We start from the raw sequence: 20,071 nt of genomic DNA, 5'->3' as shown, positions 1-20,071 counted from the left end.
CGCATTTTGTGTGTAATAGTAAGTTTATAGCACTACTATTAAGTGTATGACAGTTTTTTGTAAACGGAATAAGATTTCTTATGACAAGCTGCCTAAATTTGCTACAATGAGGAAATGTTACAAAACCGATTGGAGGAACACCCATGCAAGATTGGACGCACTACGCCATCCCTGCTGTTTTGATCTGTTTTTTCATTTATCGCCGAACCAAACGCACCATTGGTTTTCAAAAGCTTGCCAAGGGCCGGCTCAAATTTCGTCTCACGCTGTTCAGCATCCTCGGAATCGCCATTTTCCTGCTGGGCTTCGTCCATCCGATCCATTTCATCGGTTATTTGATCGGACTTGCTGCCGGCGTGGGATTAGGGCTTACCGCCATTCGCCACACCCGCTTCGAGCACCGACCCGACGGCTGGTATTACCGCACTCATCTATGGATTGAGATTGCCGTTCTGGTGCTATTCCTTGGCCGGATTATTTATCGTGTGGCTTTCATCGCGCTTACTCCGAACCCATCCAACATGAATCCCGCTGATTTGACACAATTTACGAAAGATCCCGTGACAGCGGGCGTATTCTTCATCATCGTCTCCTACTACATCCTGTTTTTCGGCTATCTGCTGCGGGAAGAGACCAAATTGGAGCCAGACGCAACGCTCTCAAGTACTTCTAGCAGTGAAAGCTCCGCCGCTCGGACTGTCAAATAAAAAGACATAACAACCCTCAAGGTCTGAAATTACTCAGATTTCCTGAGGGTTGTCTTATTTTTAATGCCGCTAAACATCTATGCCGGCGAATTTTGTGGTATCCTTCATAGATATACTGCTTCTTATTGGCTAAGCCGTTTTGAATTACTTTTTTATAAAGCGCTTACATATAAAGGGTCGGAAGTCCGGCGTTCTAGGGGGAAACTATGAAACGTACTATCTTTATACGTCTTTTGCTGCATTTGACCATTGCCGTCGTGTTGATTACGCTCTTGGTCGGTACGCTCGTATACCGCTATACAGATTCGATGCTGAGAGAAGAAGTGCTCCTCCATAATCAGGAATTGCTCGGGCAATCGAAGAAAATGGTCGAGCAGGCACTTGGAGAAGTAAAGCAATCAGCGGCTTCGCTTGCCTTGCACTCCGATCTGCAGAAAACAGTATGGCTTTCATGGGATTTGGAGGAGGAGTACCGATTTCTGAAAAATACCGAAGATCTCCTTACCGAGCGGATTAATTCCTCCACGTACCTGGACTCCATCTATTTGTACAGCGCCCAAAATCAAAAGTTGATCTCCTCCTCCGGCATCACCGACTTGCAGCAGTTTTCATACAAGCAAGGGGTGCAGCAATTTATGGAAAGCAAACATATTTACGATTGGCAAGCTGTACATCTGGAAGAAGGCGATCATTCCGTGAATGTCATGACGTTCCTTTTCTCCGTCCCCATCTGGGGCATCCAGAAGAAAGGCGCGATCCTTATGAATTTGAAAGAGGATGTGCTGTACAGCGCCGTCGTTAATTCGAATAACCGCAAGCTCGGGAATGTAGCCATTTTAAACCAGGAGGGCGAAGTGCTCTCGTATAAGGATAAAAGCATGCTGCTTAGCCGGTTTAATCAAGCGGACATGCAGCGGATTCAGCGCGAGAAAGAAGGGTCGTTCACGGAGAAGATCAATGGGCAGGATACCCTTGTTTCCTTTCTGACCTCGGATGCCAACGGCTGGATTTATTTGACTCTGAATCCGTCAGCTGAAGTATTCAAGAAATCCCACGAAGTCATCCGCGTGACGCTCCTGATTTCCTATATCGCTTTTTCGCTGGGAATGCTGATGATGATTATCGTATCCATCAGGTATTACAAGCCTGTAAGAAAAACGGTTCACATGATTTCAACGCTGCTGGACAAGCCTTTCTCCAAAATGCACGACCGAGATGAGTTCAGCTACATCGGCGATTCGGTCAACCGGCTATACGTCGAAAACGAGGCAATCAAAGAAAAATTCCGCGGTCAAGAACTCGTCATTCGGGACCATGTCGTACTCAGCCTGCTTGCCGGCAAGACGAATGACGACGAGTTGATGCGTCAAATGCAATACTATGAGCTCGAGTTAGAGCACGCTCATTTCATTGTGCTTGTGCTCCGCATTCATGCGGATGCCGATATTCCGGCTGAGCCTGAAGAGCAAGCGCTAAATTTACTGCATTTTCAGGTACGAGCCATCTGTGAAGAGCTCATCGCAGCTTGTGGGAAAGGGCTGTACGTCAGCCAGTTCCACAGCCGTGATGTACTGATTATGAACGCCGGTCATTGGGGAGGCCCTCAATCCGCCTACCATCATGCAAAGGAGCTGGCGATTCGGGTGCGGAACCGGGTGGCCGATGAGCTGCATGGAACGGCAGTTACCGTAGGCATCGGCGGGAAGTATGAAAAGTTAAGCGAGATCTCCCTATCGTATAACGAGGCTTTGGATGCTTTGCTGTACGAGCGGATTGCCGGCAAAGGCAGCATTCTTAGCATTTCAGACTATCAGACCAACCACGTGGACCGGAGTCGCTTCACCGCCTGCAGGCAGCTCGTGGACAAGCTGATTCATGAGCTCAAAACGTGGAACACGGATAAGGCGCTGCAGCTCAAGGACGAGCTGATCGAACGGCTTGCGAGCGATGAGCTCGTGGGTTTCCCCTACAAGGACATTATGTTGACGCAGCTTCTTCATGCGCTCATGACTGTTCGTATCGAGCTTTGTGGAGATGAAGAAGACGGCAGTCCGGACTTGATTTTGGCATTCAGCAAAAAGAACAGCTTGGAGCAAGTTCGCGTCGACCTTGATCTCGTGATACGCGATATCGCTGGAAAGCTGGAGGGAAAACGTGAAGTCAAGCATCAAGACGTCGTCGAGAAGCTGGTCGAGTATACCAAGCACAATTACCGGGAGCCGATCAGCTTGCAGACGCTCGCGGATATGGCGTTGATGAACAGCCAGTACGTGTCCAAATTGTTCAAAGAAGTGACCGGGAAAAATTTCCTGGATTTTTTGACCGAAACGCGTTACAACGAAGCTTGCCGTTTGCTTGAACAAACGTATTTAACGATTAACGAAATTGCGGAAGCAACCGGATTCGGGCAGAAGCAAAATTTGATCCGTACCTTTAAAAAATACTGCGGTTTAACTCCCTCCGAATATCGGAATCAGCGATCCGTGCAGCGGATTAAGGGGTAAAATGAGATAAAAGGCAACAATTGATACTAAAATGAAAATCTGATACTTCATCAAAAACGAAAATTGAATCCATTAGGCGGTATTGATTCTTGCCCGGCCTCCCCCTCCTTTTTATGATGAAAGTGCAGTCACAAATGCATGAGAAGAGAGGGGGAAGAAAGCTATGTCAGTGCCAATGACGACAATTGCACGCAAACGGCAGCTTCGTAAACCGACTTTTTGGAAACGTTTACTGGCCAACCGTTATTTGTATGCCATGTTGGTGCCTGCGCTTATCTATTATACGGTGTTTCATTACGTACCGATGTACGGGGCGCTCATTGCTTTCAAGCAGTTCAGCATCACCAAAGGCATTATGGGCAGCCCATGGGTCGGATTCCAGCACTTCACGTATTTATTCGAATTAGAAAAATTTTGGCAAGTCTTCTGGAATACGATTGTAATCAGCTTGTACAGACTCGTTTTTGGATTTCCACTGCCGCTTATCGTCGCTATTCTATTAAATGAAGCCCGTAAAATTATGTTCAAGCGGACCATTCAAACCATTATCTACTTGCCTCACTTTATTTCCTGGGTCATTATGGGCGGTCTCTTGATCAGCTTGCTTTCTACAGATCAGGGCGCCGTTAACAATGCCGTCCGTTCGTTATACGGGGAACCGATCGGCTTCTTAACCGATGAGCGTATTTTTCGCAGTACGTTGGTAGGTTCGATGATCTGGAAGGAGTTCGGCTGGAATACGATCATTTACATGGCTGCTTTGGCGGGTCTAAACCCGCAGCTGTATGAAGCCGCCGTGATGGACGGAGCGAATCGGTGGCGGCGAATCTGGCACATTACACTGCCGGGCATCCGCAGTACAATTATCATCTTGTTCATCCTGCGGATCGGCAGCTTAATGGAGGCAGGATTTGAGCAAATATTCGTTTTGTATCATCCTGGCGTCTATCGGGTAGCCGATATCATCGACACTTACGTTTACCGAATCGGGCTCACCGAAGGGCGCTACAGCCTGGCTGCCGCAGTCGGCCTGTTCAAATCCGCTATCAACTTCACGCTGCTTATCGTCGCCAACTGGTTGTCCAGAGCGCTCGGCGAGCAGGGTGTGTATTAGGAGGGACAGCTATGCCTAACAGCAGCTTAGGAAGCAAAATCTTCGACTCGCTCAATTACGCGCTCCTTGCTCTATTGGCGTTACTGACGGTATATCCGTTCTGGGATTCGCTGATTGTCTCGATTACGCCAATGCAAGAGAGCCTGACTTCAAGTTTGCATCTAATTCCAAAGAGCGTGACATTCGAGGCTTATCAATACATGCTCAGTCTGGAGCAACTATGGACTTCTTACGGGATTAGCATTTTCATAACCGTCCTGGGTACAGTCATCAGCATGATCGCAACCACAATGGCCGCCTATGCTCTCTCCAAAAAACAGCTTCCCGGCGGCAGAACGGTCATGTTCCTGATCATTTTTACGATGATGTTCAGCGGTGGTATTATTCCGACTTACTTGGTCATTAAACAGCTTGGCATGATGAACACCGTATGGGCCATGATGGTTCCGACAGCCATTACAACCTATAACCTGATCATTATGCGCAGCTTTTTCAGCTCCATACCGGAGAGCTTGGAAGAGTCCGCTAAGCTAGACGGATGTAATGATTTCGGCATTTTACTAAGGGTGGTCGTCCCCCTTTCCATGCCGGCGTTGGCAACGATCGCCCTCTTCTATTCGGTATCCAGATGGAACGAATTTTTCACGGCAGTCATGTACATTACGGATAAAAAGATATGGCCTCTACAGCTCTTCCTGCGCTCCATGCTGATTGATAACGAGGCCGCTTTCCAATCGGGAGGGGACAGCCCTTTCCTGCTCGGTCCATCCGTCAAAATGGCGACGATTATGATATCCGTCATTCCTGTTATTCTTATCTACCCCTTCTTTCAGCGTTATTTCGTGCAAGGGGTTACGCTTGGAGCAGTTAAGGAGTAACAAGTATCGTAATTTAAAGTATAGGAAAATAAGGAGGAACGAACATGAGAATGCGATTGCAGACAAAATGGGTCCGTTTTGCATTAGCTTCAATACTTGCATTAACAACGGCAGGTTGTTCCACTAAAACGGACAATACGAACCTGACCGAGGGCAGCGCAAAAAACGGGCAGCCCACGAAGCTGGTGTTTCTGACATCAGGCGATGCGGCCGCCAAGTCGATTCAGCCTGGGGACCGCATTATTGCTGAAATTAACAAGCGACTAGGCATTGATCTCGAAGTCAGAACCGTTCCCGAGGGCGGATATGAGAAAATCAGCGTAGCCATGGCTTCGGGCGATATGCCAGATGTCGTAACCATTAACTACCCATCGGCTTCCGTAAGCCAATGGATCAGTGAGGGGTTGCTAGTCCCGCTTAACGACTATTTCCCCGTTATGCCGACCGCGAAAGCGAAAATTGAAGCCAATTTCAAGGGAACGGCTGTTGACGGAAAGTATTACGGTTATCCATTCGTCGAACTCGAACGCTCCAATCAAGCGCTTGCCTACCGAGCGGACTGGCTGGAAACGCTTGGGCTGAAACCGCCTGAGACGCTGGATGACTTTTATCAAACCATGAAAGCCATTGCTACGCAAGATCCGGACAAAAACGGTAAAGCGGACACCTATGGCCTAACGGGAGTTAAGAGTACCGGGTTTAACGGTTCCTTCAACTTCGTTTTTTATGCCTATGGTTTGCCTTACTCCGACTGGGCGCTAGATAACGCTGGGAAAGTCACTCCTATTTTTGAGCATCCCGCATTTAAACAAGGCGTTCAATATATTCACAAATTGTGGAGCGAGAAGCTGATCGATCCCGAATTTTTGCTCAACGACACGCAGCAGCGCGAACAGAAGTTTTATCAAAGCAAAGTCGGATTCATGGCCCCTGCTCTTTACCGGCATGTGAGTCGACTGGAAACAAGTTTGCAAAAAGTGAATCCTAACGGCAAGCTTGGGTTTATGGCTCCGCCTGCTGGTCCGGATGGAAAACGGGGTTTGGCGCAGGCTCCGAAGAGCGGCTTATTCACGGCTATTACGAAAAGTGCAAAAAATCCGGAAAAAGCGGCTAAATTCATTGAGTTCATGCTTTCCAAAGAAGGCCGTGATTTACTGGAGCTAGGGATCGAAGGCGTCCATTATTCCAAACAAGGCGATAAAATCACTTACAATGAAGAAGAGCGGGCAAAAGATAACTTCGCGTCGAATGGATGGTCTCATCCGCTTGCTTGGGGCAGTGTTGTTTGGCCGCTGACGGAAACCTACTTGCCGCAAACCGAACCTCAAGCGGACAGGGCTAAACAATCCGTAGAGATTGCCTCCAAATATATGGTTCCGAATTTGGTCAGCACGACAACGCCGGAAGAAATTGAACGAGGCAGTGTCATTAATGAACTGGCCAATCAATATTATTTGGATATGATTACGGGCAAGAAGGATATCGACAGCGGGCTAGCCGAACTGTCCAAGAAGTGGCGGGAACAAGGCGGCGACAAGGTACTGGAAGCTGTCAATAAAGCTTATTTGGCACAAAAAAAATAAGTGATGGAGGCGAATGAACGACGATGAGTACCGATCAAAAGCAGGAATCGACGCATGCAAACCGAAATGAGCAGCCTAACATTATAGTCATCTTATCGGACGATCACGGGGCGTGGGCTATGGGATGTGCAGGCAATCACGAGATTCGCACACCTCATTTGGATCGCCTTGCAGACCAAGGGATGAGGTTCTCCAGCTTTTTCTGCACCTCACCGGTCTGCTCGCCGGCACGCGCTTCGCTGATGACTGGGCGCATTCCATCCCAGCATGGTGTACACGATTGGATCCGGGATGGCAATGTAGGTAACTCCGCTATTCAATATTTGCAGGGGCAGATGGCGTACACGGATGTGTTGGCCGGTGCCGGTTACGTTTGCGGACTAAGCGGCAAATGGCATTTGGGAGACAGTATCACACCGCAAAAAGGCTTCACGCACTGGTATGCGCACCAAAGCGGCGGCAGCAATTACTACGATGCCCCGATGATTCGCGACGGCGAGCTGGTGAATGAGCCTGGCTATTTGACCGACGTCATCACGGACGATGCGCTCTCCTTCTTGGATCGTCAGGACGGCAGCAAGCCGTTCTACTTAAGCGTCCACTACACGGCGCCTCACAGCCCATGGATCGATAATCATCCTCAGGACATTGTCGATTCTTACGATAACTGCAAATTCGAAACTTGTCCGCAGGAGCCCAAGCATCCATGGTCGATCAAAACAGCGCCATGGTCGGACGATCAACGGGAGAATTTGAAAGGTTACTTTGCCGCTGTAACCGCGATGGATACGAATATCGGCCGGATCTTAGATAAGCTGGACAGCATGGACATTCGCAAAGATACCCTGATTATTTATATGGGAGACAACGGCTTCAACTGCGGCCATCACGGCATATGGGGAAAAGGAAACGGGACGTTCCCGCAGAACATGTTCGATACTTCTGTCAAAGTGCCGGCCATTTTTAGCCAGCCAGGCATTATTCCCCAAGGGCAAGTTTGTGATAATCTCGTAAGCGGGTACGATTTCATGCCTACGCTGCTTGCTTATGTGGGCTGTGAGCAACCAAACACCATCAAGCTTCCTGGATCAAGCTTCCACTCCCTCCTCCTGGGCGAATCGGCTCCAATGCGTGAGCAGGTTGTCATTTATGACGAGTATGGTCCTGTGCGCATGATTCGGACGACCGACTGGAAATATGTGCACCGCTACCCTTACGGTCCGCATGAGCTGTACCATTTGGCCGAGGATCCCGATGAAAGGCATAATCTGATCGACCTGCCGGAGACGCAAGAGCAGAGCGTCGCGATGAGAGGCGAATTGGAAGCCTGGTTTGCCCGCTACGTCGATCCGATGATTGACGGCACCCGTGAAGGGGTAACCGGATTCGGGCAAATTGGGTTAGCCGGCGTTCATGGAAAAGGGAAAAAAGCCTATTTTGAGTAAGGAACAGGGCAAATGAGGGCAATTGAGCCTTGTCGTTAAAATAAGCTAGAATACGACACCGACATTCGAGCGACATTTTATCCAAAGTAAGTTAACCTATGAAAAATGATTCATAGGAGGACAACCATGATGAGAGATTTGGAATTCATTATAATGGGTGTGTTCGTTGTAGGTATCATGTTCTGCATGTTTGTAGATGTGCTCATAAAGGACAAAGCGATGAGGTTCTCCTATCAGAGTCAACACGGGAATGAAAGCAGTGAAAACCCTTCGAAGGTCATTGAGGTATTTGAGGGGCTGGCGGATTTCGGAGCCTCGGAGGAGACATTGCCACTGTCTTTATCTTCCGTCCAAAAAAGAGAAGTTGTTTACCCGATGTATATAGATTGCAGCCGCAACACTCTTCAAGCGCAGCCACCTGCGTGCTGAATACGTGCTGCGGAGGCGTGAGCGCAGCATCATATTGCCGAACAAAAAGGAACGGACACAGGGAATCTCCCGTGTCCGTTCCTTTTTGTTAGGTCTGATCTAGTAAAGTCGAAGGCCCTCGATCGGTTTCTAATAGATGAAAATATTTCCATTTATATTGAATGTATTACATAACAAATGATATAATTACTAGAACAATAGGTACTTCAGAAGCAGAAGTATATTTCCTATCATTCTAGCATATAATAGTCCTAAATTTCTTTTAGGAGGTTTTGGCTATGAGTGAATGTAGCGGTAAGGAGGGTAAGGACATGCCACTTACTGAAGCTGCTCATAAAGAGGCAAAGCCCATTCCAAAAACTAACCTGGGTTTAACAACAAGACAAAAGGATATTATGAAGCAATTTATCGGCAAAGCTCCCACAACCCCCGTAAACTTGAATCAAGTGAGGGATTGGGAAAAGTATGGTGATCGTTGATTTTAATCATCCACATGAATTTCAAGGGTTCGATCAAGGGGAAGATATTTTAGTTGATACAGGGATTCTGTTGGCTCTAGCCTCAAGCCATGACCCATGGCATGAGACGGTCAAGGAACTGTTCGACAATTATATTTTCCCTGAGAGCGAACTCATTTTATTATATACGAATCCGCTTGTTGTAAATGAAGTGTTGCATTTATCTACCAGATCGCTTAAGAATTTCACTGAACGCTTCGGTATTATGTTTTCTGATACAGATCGCAATGACCTGGAGGCATTTATTGAAAATATGCTGACTATTTTTATTGAAGAGGGCATATTGAAAGTACTCGAAGGGGACAAAGATTCCGTTTTACACCAAATAAAACTCAAGAAGCATCTGGGTTCAGCGGATGCCGCCAACGTTAGCCTAGCAAATCTTTATGGGACTAATTTCCTTACGCTAGATAACATTCTAAAAAATAATATGGTAAAAGCAGAGGAATTTCTTCCAAATATAAAAAAATTTATTACACAACTCCACTACATATGAGCTATAGGTAAGTAAACAAAGTAGACCAAACCATAAAGTTTGGTCTATTTTTCCTTGAAGAAACTGCCGCCTCCCCCCTCATCGATTCCGATTCCGATACAGCAGAAAAATAAAAAACGGAGCGCCAATAGCTGCGGTAAACACGCCGGCTGGAATATCCAGCGGAGGAAACGCCGTTCTTGCCACGGTATCGGAGATCAAGACCATCAGGCTTCCAATCAGCGCTGATACGGGAATTAATCCCCCATACGAGGGAGCGACCAGCTTTTTCGCAATATGCGGCGCAATTAATCCTACGAAGCCAATCGCACCGGCAACCGCCACGGCTGAACCGGCCAACGCCACGCTGATGAAAAGCAAGAAAAAGCGATGCAGCTGAACGGTGGCTCCTAGCCCTGCAGCCAGGTCGTCTCCCATCTCCTGCAAGTTAATATGCCTGGCAAAATAGAGCGCCAATGGAATGAACACAATGACCCAAGGCAGCAAGGTATACACGTTGTCCCAAGATGTGCCGTAGACGCTCCCAGTCAGCCACGTATACGCTTTGGTCGCTGAATTCATCGGGCTGAGCACGATCATTAACATCGTTAAGGAACTGGTCGCCGCCGAAATTCCGATCCCGATTAGAACCAGCCTCGTAGGTGTAATCCCTTTATGCCACGCCAATAAATAAATGATCAGGGACACGATGCCAGCCCCCACAAGAGCAGCTACAGGCAGCCAATGAATGCTGACAGTGCCTGCAAAATAAGTAATGAACGTAACTGCCGCTAGCGTGCCCCCTCCGGTTACGCCAATAATATCAGGCGAGGCAAGCGGATTACGAATCATTCCTTGAAGAATCGATCCAGCAACACCCAGCGAAGCGCCCACGAGGATGGCCACAATAATCCGCGGAAGCCTTAGCGTTCCGATCACTAATTCATGCTGCGGAGTGCTTTCTCCAAAGATTGCTTTCAAAACATCCTGTGGTGCAATGAAATTGCTGCCAAGCCCCGTACTAATCAAGAACAACACGATTGTCAGCAATGTCAGACCAGATATAACAAGAAGTGTCCTCCTATGAAAAAGAAAAGAAAACTTGCCGGTTTTACTTCGGTACACGATTAACCGACTCATGACGATGACGTCCCTCCTTTCGAACGCAGCCCTTTTCTAGCGGTATAGATGAAAAAAGGCACGCCGATCAAAGCGGTCATAACACCAAGCGGTATCTCTCCCGGCATAATGACAAACCGGGCAACAAGATCAGCCAAAAGAAGCAAAATGGCCCCGAAAACAGCACAATATGGAATCACCCAACGATAGTCGAGGCCAACCACAAACCGGGCGATATGCGGAATCACGAGACCGACGAAACCGATCGAACCGGCGACTGCCACTGAGCTGCCCGCTAATAGGATCACGGTTATGGCTACCGTCACTTTAACTAGTCCAAGCTTCTGGCCCAAGCCTCTGGCTACATCATCACCCGAAGCAAGGATGTTAACCGGATGTGCTATGACCAGAGCCGTAACGGCGGCAATTAACATATAGGGCAGCACCGGAATCAACGTATCCAGGTTTTTGCCCGCCACAGCCCCTGCTAACCAAAACATGACATTCTGCAAGGTAGCCTCACGAACGACCAACATCCCTTGCGTAAACGAACTGAACAGTGCGGTCATGGCGGAACCGGCCAATACAATTTTAATCGGCGTCAGTCCCTCTCGCCCTAGAGAACCGAGGAAATATACAGCGAAAGCAGCAATACCTGCGCCAGCGAAGGCTACCCAAATCAATTGGTCAATTGACGTAAGCGGGAGAAATGTAATCGCGATGACGACAAAAGATACGGCCCCTGCATTGATGCCAAAAATACTTGGGGACGCTAACGGATTCCGTGTCAGCGCCTGCATGAGCGCACCTGCAATGGCCAGGTTTCCTCCAACCATCGTAGCGAATAGAGCCCGGGGAATTCGGGTCGTTCGAATAATCACTTGTTCGTTCGAATTCACATCATAATGAATCAACGACTGCACAACTGAAGCAAGGCTTGTATGCGATGAACCTAGCACAACACTTAGCACAAAAGATAGTACAAAAATAATTAATCCAAACACCAAACCCAGCGCTTTATAGGGTGTCTGGTGCAATAATGGTCTCACAGGGACCCTCCTCATCTAAATTTACTGTAAAATTAACGGAAGGCCGTTGACATAAAGGTCAACAGCCTCAGAATTTCAATTATTTCGTCACACCATAAAATTTATAAAGATCATCAATCATTAGAGTTGCTGCTAACGGGCCGGAACCGTTATTCCACGTCGCTGCATTCACTTCGAATACTTTATTTGCTTTAACAGCTCTCAAGTTTTTCCACAATGGAGAGTCACTCCAAGTTTTTCTTAACTCCAAGCGTCCGTCCGTACGATTTGCCGTTTGGTCAAAAATGAGGTCCGCATCCATTTGTGTGATATTCTCTTTGGATTGCAGCTGAATGCCCCACTCTTTGCCACGTTGGTTAGCTGGGCGAGTAATGCCGAGCTCCTCTAAGACAGATGCCGAGAACCCTGTGTACACGATACGGGCGTGATCTACACGGAAGTCAACGATGCCGGCTTCCAGCTTCAATTTATCTCCCATTTTCGCTTTAAAATCCGTCACTTTTTTATTCCAGTCCGCCAAAAACTTAGTTTCGGCATCCTTCGTATTCGTCGCTTCAGCTGTCAATTTCAATGAGTCTTTCCAGAAATAAACGTCTTCCGTCATTACCGTTGGTGCAATAGCTTTTAATTGCTCATAAATTTTTTCATCACGGAATTTACTTCCGATAATAAGGTCCGGCTGCAAAGCAACCAATTTCTCCAGGTTCGGCTGATTTTCCGACCCCAGGTTCGTAACGCCGTCCATTTTGTCCTTGATGTAGTTGTACCAAGGCTGCTCGATCCACGCCTCAACCGCTCCAACCGGCTTCACGCCTAAAGCCAAAGCAGCGTCTGTCGCCCCTTGGAACAAAGTCACGACTTTTTTAGGCGTACCTTTGATTTCTGTCGTACCCATCGCGTGCTTGATCACTCTAACGCTATTCGCGTCCGCAGTCGCCTGTGCCGGCGCTTGCGTCTGTGCGGCTGCCGGAGCCGCTTCCTGCTTAGGCTGACAGCCTGTAAATATAGCCGCCATTGAAAGCATTGCAGCCAATACTAGTGTTGCTTTTTTTTGCCTTACCATTTTTGTTGATCCCCCTACATATATATTCGATCAATGATATTGATTCTCATTCTTATTATACAGAAGTACCTGGTAATGAAAATGGACATTCGCGACCACTTTTTTGGACTTTTCTGACAACCATCTCCATACCTCCAGACCTAACTGCGTGTTACCAGTTCATGTTCAAGGGTTAAACCTAAATGCTCTCTCAACGTGGAACCTGTATATTCCGTGCGATAAATGCCCCTTTTCTGGAGCTCGGGAATGACTTTATTCACAAAGTCATCCAAACCTCCAGGCAAGAGCGCAGGCATCAAATTAAACCCGTCTGCCGCTCCGTTCACCAACCAACGCTCCATCTCGTCTGCAATCTGCACAGCAGTTCCGGCAAAAGTAAAATGCCCTCTGCCTCCAGCCGTCCGGATAATCAGCTCTCGAATCGTCAGGTTTTCCCGGCGCGCCAGATCGACGTATAATTGGAACCGCGCTTTCTGCCCCTGAATCTCGTCTATGGATGGAAGATCCTCGAGCGGCACGGGACCGTCCAGCGGATATTGAAACAAATTGATTTTGAGCAGATCCGATAGGCTACGAATGCCATATTCCGAAACGGCCAGCTCATTCAGCTCTCTTTCTTTCGCCTTGGCTTCCGCTTCCGTATCCCCGACAAATGGGATAAACCCAGGCAGGATTTTCAATTGATCCTCGGAACGCCCAAACTGCTTCAATCTGCTTTTCACATCGGTATAAAAGGCAATCGCTTCCTCCATCGTGTTCTGCGCCGTAAAAATCACTTCCGCCAACTCGGCAGCAAACTGCTTGCCATCTTCGGATGAACCGGCTTGCACCAAGACAGGGTGCGTTTGCGGAGAACGCGGGATATTCAAGGCCCCTTTTACAGAGAAAAATTCACCGGCAAATTCAGCGCCCTTAATCCGGCTGACATCGGCATAGATGCCTGACTGCTTATCAACCAGCAGCGAGTTTTCCGACCAACCAGCCCACAACCGTTTCACAACCTCCACGAATTCCTTGCCGCGTTCATAACGGACTTTATGATCCAAATGGTGCTCCTTGCTAAAATTATGCGCCGTTGCATCCCCTGTCGAAGTCACGATATTCCACCCCGTCCGACCTCCGCTAATGTGATCGAGAGAAGCGAATTTCCTCGCAATATGGTACGGCTCATTGTAAGTGGTCGAGGCCGTTGCCGTCAGTCCGATATGCTCGGTCACGGCCGCTATCGCCGATAGCAGCGTGAACGCTTCAAGCTGGGGAATGACCCGATATTTAATTAACGGGGTTAACCTGTATTTTTCAGCCAAAAAGATAGAATCCATTTTGCCGCGCTCGGCAGTTTTGGCCAGCTGCTGGTAGTAGTCCAGACTTGTCGCAAGCTGCGGCTGCGCGTCTGGATGCCGCCATGAGGCTTCATGATGGCCTGTGCTCAAAATAAACAAGTTCAAATGCAGCTGTTTCTTCGGTTCTTTCACTCCTATCACCTCATATACTGGAATTTATCTAGATCGGCAGGACGTAGCCGTATTCTTTTCTTCTCTGCTCTTCTTTGTGCTGTTTCTCCAAAGCCTTCAAACCGATTTCCGTCGCTTCGCTCGGATTGATAACGAAAACACCGTCATCATCCCCCACGATCAAATCGCCGGGTTGAATGCTTACCCCAAATACGCTAACAGGCGTATTGACCTCGCCCTCCAGCTTCAGCGTCCGCGTGGTGAGCGCGCTGATTCCCTTGGAGTACACGGGAAAGCCGAGTCCCGTAATCGCGCGAACATCCGCAGCGCAGCCGGAAACAATGACACCGGCAACCTTTTTGGCTATCGCCGCATAGGTTCTGAATTCTCCCCAACAAGCACGCTGCTCATCGCCGGACATGTCAATCACGAGCACATCCCCGGGCTGCACTAACTCCATAGCCTTAGTAATGGCGCTGGAGTCGATATGCGGTGTACGTACCGTTACAGCGTTCCCCAACAGCCGAATCGGCCTGAATAGCGGCTGAGCGCCGTGCAGAAAGCCGAAGTCTGTCATATGACCGATCGTAGAGGGGCTAATGTCTTTATACAGCTCCAGAAGTTCAGGCGTTACGCCTTGTACCCTTGGTTGAATACGAAACATACGTGATCTCTCCTATCGTTAACTGCCTTAAATTCCTTAACATCGTTAATTATGCGCGACTCGTAAGCTGAGCTTCTCTGCTCAAGTCCTTTGTCTGATGTGCCTCACTCAAAACATGAAAGGGATTCGCCACTTCGCCTTGGCCATAAGGCATGCTGCCCGGAACGCGCAAGGCCTGTTTTTTAAGAAGCGGACGCACGATTTGCTTCCATGGCCAAGCAGCCTTAACGAACAGAGCATCGTTCAGAACTTCCGCTACTTCCTCCGGCACTTCTGCTTTCTGGATGGCCTCCTCCAAGCATGACTGAAGCTCTTTCCACAAGAACGCTTCTTTCAAGCCGTAGTAGTCAGCAACGCTTTTCAGTATGGCGTAGCTGTTCACTTGGATGCCGAGCATTTGGAAAAAAGTCAGCAGCTTTTGCGGCTGATCGTGATACAGCGAGTTCGGATATCCCGCACGGAGCGTGTACGCCGGGTCTTCGAGACCATTCGCGTTTAACCAAGGCACATGCACGCGCAGCGCATCATGATCGCGAAGCAGCAGCCCTTCGATTTTGCCATGCTTCCAGACCAGCACACAGTTCTGGCCATGCACTTCCGGCATCATCCCGAGTCGGAACAAGCGGAAACAGATCTCGAAGTAGGACACCAGCACTTCACGAAACAGCTGCACGACGGTATCGGCACTTTGATTCGATCCAATCCATTTTAACCACTCATCAAATAGATGCCCGTTTTCCACAGACTCATGAACCGACAGCGCCGACATCGGCAGAAGACGAATATCAGCATCTTGGACAAGCTCTGCCGGATATTCCCGAATCATCGTAGATAAATGTCTTGGATAGTCTGCGAACAAATCCCGGTCTTCCGGCAAATACGCCCACCATTTTGTTTCATCGCATAAAAACAGCTTTTGCTTCAGCACAGTATCCCGCTCCACGGCTTGTCTCATCAAGGACTCCGCTTGCTGGCCGTTCATCAGCTTAATTGCCGACAAATAGCGCAGCCCGCCAAGTGAATAAATGCCTAACGTCAGTTTCACATGATAAGGACTCTCATTTTCCGGCATGAGGGAACGCACGGATGATGTTGCGTAGAAGGTGCCCGTTTCCGTCTCCAAAGGAATGCAGATCTTCTCTTCGAGCTCTCTTTTCATCTGCTCCGGTAAAATTGCGGACATCTGCCATGGATGCACAGGAATCGCTGTATATGCGCCTTCACCTAGACCGCGTCTGTCCAGCTCCGCGTTGATTTGATTTCGTTCCTCCTCCGAAAGCAGCAGGTCTACCGGAAACAACTCGCGCCCTTCCTCAAGCCCGGATACGACGTAATCCTGCTTCACAGCCATCCAGTTCAGCTTGATCGGACGTCCGAATTCAGCCGTGTAGCTGCTGCACTCGTCATAAACCCATCCTTGCTTCACTTTGGACACTGGATGGAAAGGCCGGTCACGGTAAGCCGCTTTACGCTCTGCCTCCAGCAGGGAAGCCGCCTGCGGCAATCCGAGAATCGGCGCGCTCGGCTGCTCATTTTCCAGCGAAAATGAGGTTTGCAGCAGCGTTTGTTCGATCATATGCAGGAACTTCACTGCGCCATATGGATCTACCGCCACCGGGTCATTAGCGTACAGCGTCACAACATGCCCCATAAGCTCCAACGAGCCGAGCCTGGACAGATTCCCTTGGCTTACTTTATATACACCGTAGGAAGCTTCAAACCGATATGGCTGCGTGATCGACGTGCCCACTGGAAACACAATGACGGCATCCTCCAGCTTCCACCGATATACATGAGTTGCCTGCGATTCTACCTCAGCTCCGAATTGCTCCTGAACCATTTTCAACTGATCGTCCTGGGAGGCAATTGAAGTCCATTCTTCTTTGGTTAGCAGCTCTACAGACGCTTGACCTTCTAGAAATTGTTCCGCCAGCAAAGCATTAACCAGATCTTCCATTACCCGTTGTTCAGCCTTATTGCCCGAATGTTTGTTTGGCATTATACACGGCCTCCTTGTGAGAAACGATATTGGGCTAAGGGGTTCGCAACATGCTTCGGATCGACTTCCATGTCCTTCCATAGCCTTCTACGCGCTAATTGTTCGATCCGAATTGTATCGGAGAAGAGATCATATTTTTTAAAATTAGCCTCATGCTCAGGGTGCTCCTGTTGATACTGCCGAATGACATCAGCGGCCATTTGCCAAAACTCCGACTCTTCCAGCCCGTAACGCTCGTTCAAAAATATCCCGATGTCGCCTAAACATACGAAGAAAAAGGCGCTATGCAGAAAATCTTTCACGGCTTCCAAGTCATCCGTTTGCATATAGGAATGCCGGTTGATTGCCCGGTGCGCTGCAGGTTCCAAGTTCAGATCCGGACAAAGCTCCGGCTGTGGAAGCTGCGCTTTGGAGAACCGCAAGCCATCGTGGAAATCCTTCAACGCCAATCGAGCAGGCAGGCCGTCTTTATGGATGAGCACGATATTTTGAGCATGCGACTCCATCGCCAATCCGTGCGCATACAGCATGTGAATAAGCGGGGTTATGGCTGTATTAAGCAGCTGGCGCGTCCAGGCTTGGAGGCCATATTGCTGTACCCACGGCTCAATGAATGGCAGCTGACCGTCTACATACGTGACGGAGCTCAGCGGAATAGCGGCTTCGCCGTCTTTCAAGAAGCGGTGTACGCTTTGCCTCCACACGACCCCCAAGTTCCCGTAGGCCTGCGGCTGCAAGTCAGCAGGGAGCTTATCATACTCATAGGTGATGCCTGCAAATTCAGCCAGAAAAACAAGATCAAGCTTCTGAGCCGTCTCATCTTTCTCCGTCAACGACAACAACCAGCGCGAAACAAGCGGCGCGTTCAGAATCGTATGCTTCGCGAGCATGCGCCTGGTCGAAGTATTCGTAATATTCAGCGCCATTTTCAAATAAGCTCTCTCTGGGTTCGACTGATTCGCCCAACTGCGAATGGATTGCTGCGCACGGTAGACATCATCACCATACCCAAGCTTCACGATGGTAGAATCCGTTAATTGCTGCTGAAAGGCAGAGGTAATCATGTGTTCCCACTGCCAAGGATGAACAGGCATGAACAGATAATCAGCCGCATTCAACCCTTTATCGGTCAAAATCGCCTCGAACCGGCTAACCGTTTCGCTGCCAAGTTCAGCCTGAATGATGTTCCGGTAATCTTCGCCTTTCAACAGGGAAAGTTGGCTATAAGCCTTGGCAACGGCCAGCCATACTGGCTGCAGATCCTGATTAAACTCAGGGCCGTACCGTGCATTTTCCTCCAAGCTAAAGCCGATTCGAGACTTGTAGCACGGGTGATACGGATGGCCGTCCAGCAAGCTTTCCAACTCATCATAGCTGCGCTGCTGCCCTGCTTGTGGCAAAGATGCCCGGTATGCCTGAGCTTGAACATCGTTCACGAACGTGCTTTGCAGCTCTTGAAGCAGCATATCCAGGCGTTCTTTGTCCGGCTGAATCTGGCCAAGCACTTCCAGAACGAACTGGGACACTTGCGCAGTGGCCCATTCTTCCTTCCCCTTCTGGCGCTTGATCGTATCTCTGGCTAAACGGATGCGGTCAAAGGTCTTTTTTCTTCTTGCCTGAAAACGGTAGGCAACCGTCTCCCCGTCAGCCGCTTTCCCTTGCAGAACAAGCTCCCCATCAAATCCGGACGCCGGCACTCCGCTTAAGGGAATGGCAATTTGCTCATAAAGAACAGCCTCAATTAACTGGCCAAGCACCCGTTCTTCTACTTTTTTATCCAAATCAGCCTGGCTTGCAGATACCCATTGTGTCGTATTCATTCGCTACACCTCATTTGATTATTTCCTGGCCGACGGCCAGAGCAGCCGATTCCTTGCGCTGCGTGATGTGGGGAAACACGTTCAATCTCATCCAAATGTTACTCATAATCAGCAGTCCGGCTGCACACAGAAAGATCATCGGCAAGCCAAAGTTCGACGCGATGGCACCCATACCGAGTGAGCCTGCCAAGCCGCCAAGCAGCACAGCGCAGTTGACATAACTGTATGTGCGGCTCTCCATGCCTGCCGGTGCATACTGCCGAATCAGCACGTTCATCGATGGCATCATGCCGCCAATGCAAGCGCCGGTACAAAATCTTAAGACAATTAGCTGCCATAATTGGTGGACAAACGCCTGCGGGATCGAAAACACAATCGCGCCAAGTACCGCATAGATAAAAATCCGATGCGATCCGTATTTGTCGCCCAATTTGCCCAGATACGGAGCTGTAATCATATTGGCTATCCCCATAGATGCCGAGGTGATCCCTGCCAGAACGACCAGATTATCGGATCCAGCCGCCAAATGCTGTACATATAGCGGAATGAGCGGCAGGGTGCCGATCATGGCCGCCCTTAATAGTGCGGAGGAGACGAAAAGCGAGGCAATTGGCTTTCTAGCCACAATGAGTTTAAAATCCTGAATCAGATCTGTTTTCTTTTCCGCTTTCACTTTCTTCTCGAACTTTTCCTTAACGCCGAAAATAACGATTAGGGCGGCTACAAAAATGCTGATGCCGGTATAAAAAAACACCTCTCTCAGGCCGAAATGGTCAGCCATCAAGCCGCCCAGCAGCGGCCCGCAAATCGTTCCGGCTACCGCCCCGGAGTGTAAAATACCCAGCGCATACCCGCTGCGCTCTTTCGGCGTATTCGTGGCGGTAAGGGCGATGGCCGCCGGGCCGAACCCGGAAAGCACGCCGTTGACGAGACGCAGCAGCAGCAAATGCACCGGGCTGGCGGCAACGCCCATCAATGTAATCGTGACCGCCATGCCGATGCCGGATCGGACGAGCATCACTTTGCGCCCATAGCGGTCAGCCAACTTTCCCCAGATCGGGGAGAACAGAAAGGCCGTCAGCAAGTTCGCTCCGTAGATCATGCCGGACCAGAAAAGCACCTTTTTCGGATCCGTAAGTCCGAGTTCTTGTAAGTACAGCGGTAGAAAGGGGGTAATGCTGCTCGTTGAGGCCATAGCCAGAAATTGACCGACGTATAAAATGTAAAGATTCCGTTTCCACTTCTCCACA

The 20,071-nt window shown here is 49.1% G+C and carries 17 protein-coding genes; 9 read left to right on the top strand and 8 right to left on the bottom strand.

All coding sequences use genetic code 11. The features are described from left to right. The first annotated feature begins 143 nt into the window (after positions 1-143). From AC3WTJ_RS33205 to AC3WTJ_RS33165, 9 genes are all read left to right on the top strand, one after another. Complete coding sequence (locus AC3WTJ_RS33205) at positions 144-707, top strand: CcdC protein domain-containing protein (RefSeq protein WP_492525512.1); 564 nt, start codon at positions 144-146, stop codon at positions 705-707. A gap of 206 nt (positions 708-913) precedes the next feature. Beyond that, positions 914-3,211, top strand: coding sequence for a helix-turn-helix domain-containing protein (locus AC3WTJ_RS33200; RefSeq protein WP_492525510.1), 2,298 nt, complete (start codon positions 914-916; stop codon positions 3,209-3,211). A gap of 163 nt (positions 3,212-3,374) precedes the next feature. Further along, positions 3,375-4,325: an ABC transporter permease gene (locus AC3WTJ_RS33195; protein ID WP_492525508.1), complete on the top strand. Its 951-nt coding sequence runs from the start codon at positions 3,375-3,377 to the stop codon at positions 4,323-4,325. Positions 4,326-4,336: 11 nt separating this feature from the next. Further along, positions 4,337-5,203 (top strand): carbohydrate ABC transporter permease, encoded by an 867-nt coding sequence (locus AC3WTJ_RS33190; protein ID WP_407870578.1) that lies wholly within the window; start codon positions 4,337-4,339, stop codon positions 5,201-5,203. A 44-nt stretch (positions 5,204-5,247) separates the two neighbouring features. Next, complete coding sequence (locus AC3WTJ_RS33185; RefSeq protein ID WP_492525506.1) at positions 5,248-6,786, top strand: extracellular solute-binding protein; 1,539 nt, start codon at positions 5,248-5,250, stop codon at positions 6,784-6,786. A gap of 23 nt (positions 6,787-6,809) precedes the next feature. Further along, positions 6,810-8,231: a sulfatase family protein gene (locus AC3WTJ_RS33180; RefSeq protein WP_492525504.1), complete on the top strand. Its 1,422-nt coding sequence runs from the start codon at positions 6,810-6,812 to the stop codon at positions 8,229-8,231. Between the two features lie 126 nt (positions 8,232-8,357). Further along, positions 8,358-8,660 (top strand): hypothetical protein, encoded by a 303-nt coding sequence (locus tag AC3WTJ_RS33175; protein WP_492525502.1) that lies wholly within the window; start codon positions 8,358-8,360, stop codon positions 8,658-8,660. A gap of 311 nt (positions 8,661-8,971) precedes the next feature. Beyond that, positions 8,972-9,139 (top strand): hypothetical protein, encoded by a 168-nt coding sequence (locus AC3WTJ_RS33170; protein ID WP_492525500.1) that lies wholly within the window; start codon positions 8,972-8,974, stop codon positions 9,137-9,139. Beyond that, complete coding sequence (locus AC3WTJ_RS33165) at positions 9,126-9,674, top strand: PIN domain-containing protein (protein WP_492525498.1); 549 nt, start codon at positions 9,126-9,128, stop codon at positions 9,672-9,674. The genes AC3WTJ_RS33170 and AC3WTJ_RS33165 overlap by 14 nt, the downstream gene beginning before the upstream one ends. A gap of 78 nt (positions 9,675-9,752) precedes the next feature. Here the strand turns inward: AC3WTJ_RS33165 and AC3WTJ_RS33160 are convergent, their stop codons facing one another. The 8 genes from AC3WTJ_RS33160 to AC3WTJ_RS33125 form a co-directional block, all read right to left on the bottom strand. Then, entirely contained in the window at positions 9,753-10,793 is a 1,041-nt protein-coding gene (locus AC3WTJ_RS33160) for a FecCD family ABC transporter permease (protein ID WP_492525496.1), read from the bottom strand. Next, entirely contained in the window at positions 10,790-11,821 is a 1,032-nt protein-coding gene (locus AC3WTJ_RS33155) for a FecCD family ABC transporter permease (RefSeq protein ID WP_492525494.1), read from the bottom strand. Before AC3WTJ_RS33155 ends, AC3WTJ_RS33160 begins: the two co-directional genes overlap by 4 nt. Positions 11,822-11,900: 79 nt before the next feature. Continuing rightward, positions 11,901-12,884: an ABC transporter substrate-binding protein gene (locus tag AC3WTJ_RS33150; RefSeq protein ID WP_492525492.1), complete on the bottom strand. Its 984-nt coding sequence runs from the start codon at positions 12,882-12,884 to the stop codon at positions 11,901-11,903. A 140-nt stretch (positions 12,885-13,024) separates the two neighbouring features. Continuing rightward, the gene (locus AC3WTJ_RS33145; protein WP_492525490.1) at positions 13,025-14,359 is read right to left on the bottom strand and encodes an LLM class flavin-dependent oxidoreductase; all 1,335 of its coding nucleotides are present in this window, start codon (positions 14,357-14,359) and stop codon (positions 13,025-13,027) included. 28 nt (positions 14,360-14,387) lie between these two features. Continuing rightward, positions 14,388-15,002, bottom strand: a complete 615-nt coding sequence (locus AC3WTJ_RS33140) for an RraA family protein (RefSeq protein WP_492525488.1) — start codon at positions 15,000-15,002, stop codon at positions 14,388-14,390. 49 nt (positions 15,003-15,051) lie between these two features. Further along, positions 15,052-17,001, bottom strand: coding sequence for an IucA/IucC family protein (locus tag AC3WTJ_RS33135; protein ID WP_492525486.1), 1,950 nt, complete (start codon positions 16,999-17,001; stop codon positions 15,052-15,054). Then, positions 17,001-18,821, bottom strand: a complete 1,821-nt coding sequence (locus AC3WTJ_RS33130) for an IucA/IucC family protein (protein WP_492525484.1) — start codon at positions 18,819-18,821, stop codon at positions 17,001-17,003. The genes AC3WTJ_RS33135 and AC3WTJ_RS33130 overlap by 1 nt, the downstream gene beginning before the upstream one ends. Positions 18,822-18,831: 10 nt before the next feature. Beyond that, positions 18,832-20,070: an MFS transporter gene (locus AC3WTJ_RS33125; RefSeq protein WP_492525482.1), complete on the bottom strand. Its 1,239-nt coding sequence runs from the start codon at positions 20,068-20,070 to the stop codon at positions 18,832-18,834. Position 20,071: the final 1 nt, after the last annotated feature.

The sequence above is a fragment of the Paenibacillus sp. FW101-FHT12H11 genome, assembly GCF_058790355.1.
Note: the sequence above shows the minus strand (reverse complement) of the source record. Positions and strands in the feature narration are given on the sequence as shown.

Excerpts from the sequence above, each read along its gene's own strand:
- AC3WTJ_RS33205 (WP_492525512.1), top strand. The coding sequence starts at position 144 with ATGCAAGATTGGACGCACTACGCCATCCCTGCTGTTTTGATCTGTTTT.
- AC3WTJ_RS33200 (WP_492525510.1), top strand. The coding sequence starts at position 914 with ATGAAACGTACTATCTTTATACGTCTTTTGCTGCATTTGACCATTGCC.
- AC3WTJ_RS33195 (WP_492525508.1), top strand. The coding sequence starts at position 3,375 with ATGTCAGTGCCAATGACGACAATTGCACGCAAACGGCAGCTTCGTAAA.
- AC3WTJ_RS33190 (WP_407870578.1), top strand. The coding sequence starts at position 4,337 with ATGCCTAACAGCAGCTTAGGAAGCAAAATCTTCGACTCGCTCAATTAC.
- AC3WTJ_RS33185 (WP_492525506.1), top strand. The coding sequence starts at position 5,248 with ATGAGAATGCGATTGCAGACAAAATGGGTCCGTTTTGCATTAGCTTCA.
- AC3WTJ_RS33180 (WP_492525504.1), top strand. The coding sequence starts at position 6,810 with ATGAGTACCGATCAAAAGCAGGAATCGACGCATGCAAACCGAAATGAG.
- AC3WTJ_RS33175 (WP_492525502.1), top strand. The coding sequence starts at position 8,358 with ATGATGAGAGATTTGGAATTCATTATAATGGGTGTGTTCGTTGTAGGT.
- AC3WTJ_RS33170 (WP_492525500.1), top strand. The coding sequence starts at position 8,972 with ATGCCACTTACTGAAGCTGCTCATAAAGAGGCAAAGCCCATTCCAAAA.
- AC3WTJ_RS33165 (WP_492525498.1), top strand. The coding sequence starts at position 9,126 with ATGGTGATCGTTGATTTTAATCATCCACATGAATTTCAAGGGTTCGAT.
- AC3WTJ_RS33160 (WP_492525496.1), bottom strand. The coding sequence starts at position 10,793 with ATGAGTCGGTTAATCGTGTACCGAAGTAAAACCGGCAAGTTTTCTTTT.
- AC3WTJ_RS33150 (WP_492525492.1), bottom strand. The coding sequence starts at position 12,884 with ATGGTAAGGCAAAAAAAAGCAACACTAGTATTGGCTGCAATGCTTTCA.
- AC3WTJ_RS33140 (WP_492525488.1), bottom strand. The coding sequence starts at position 15,002 with ATGTTTCGTATTCAACCAAGGGTACAAGGCGTAACGCCTGAACTTCTG.
- AC3WTJ_RS33135 (WP_492525486.1), bottom strand. The coding sequence starts at position 17,001 with ATGCCAAACAAACATTCGGGCAATAAGGCTGAACAACGGGTAATGGAA.
- AC3WTJ_RS33130 (WP_492525484.1), bottom strand. The coding sequence starts at position 18,821 with ATGAATACGACACAATGGGTATCTGCAAGCCAGGCTGATTTGGATAAA.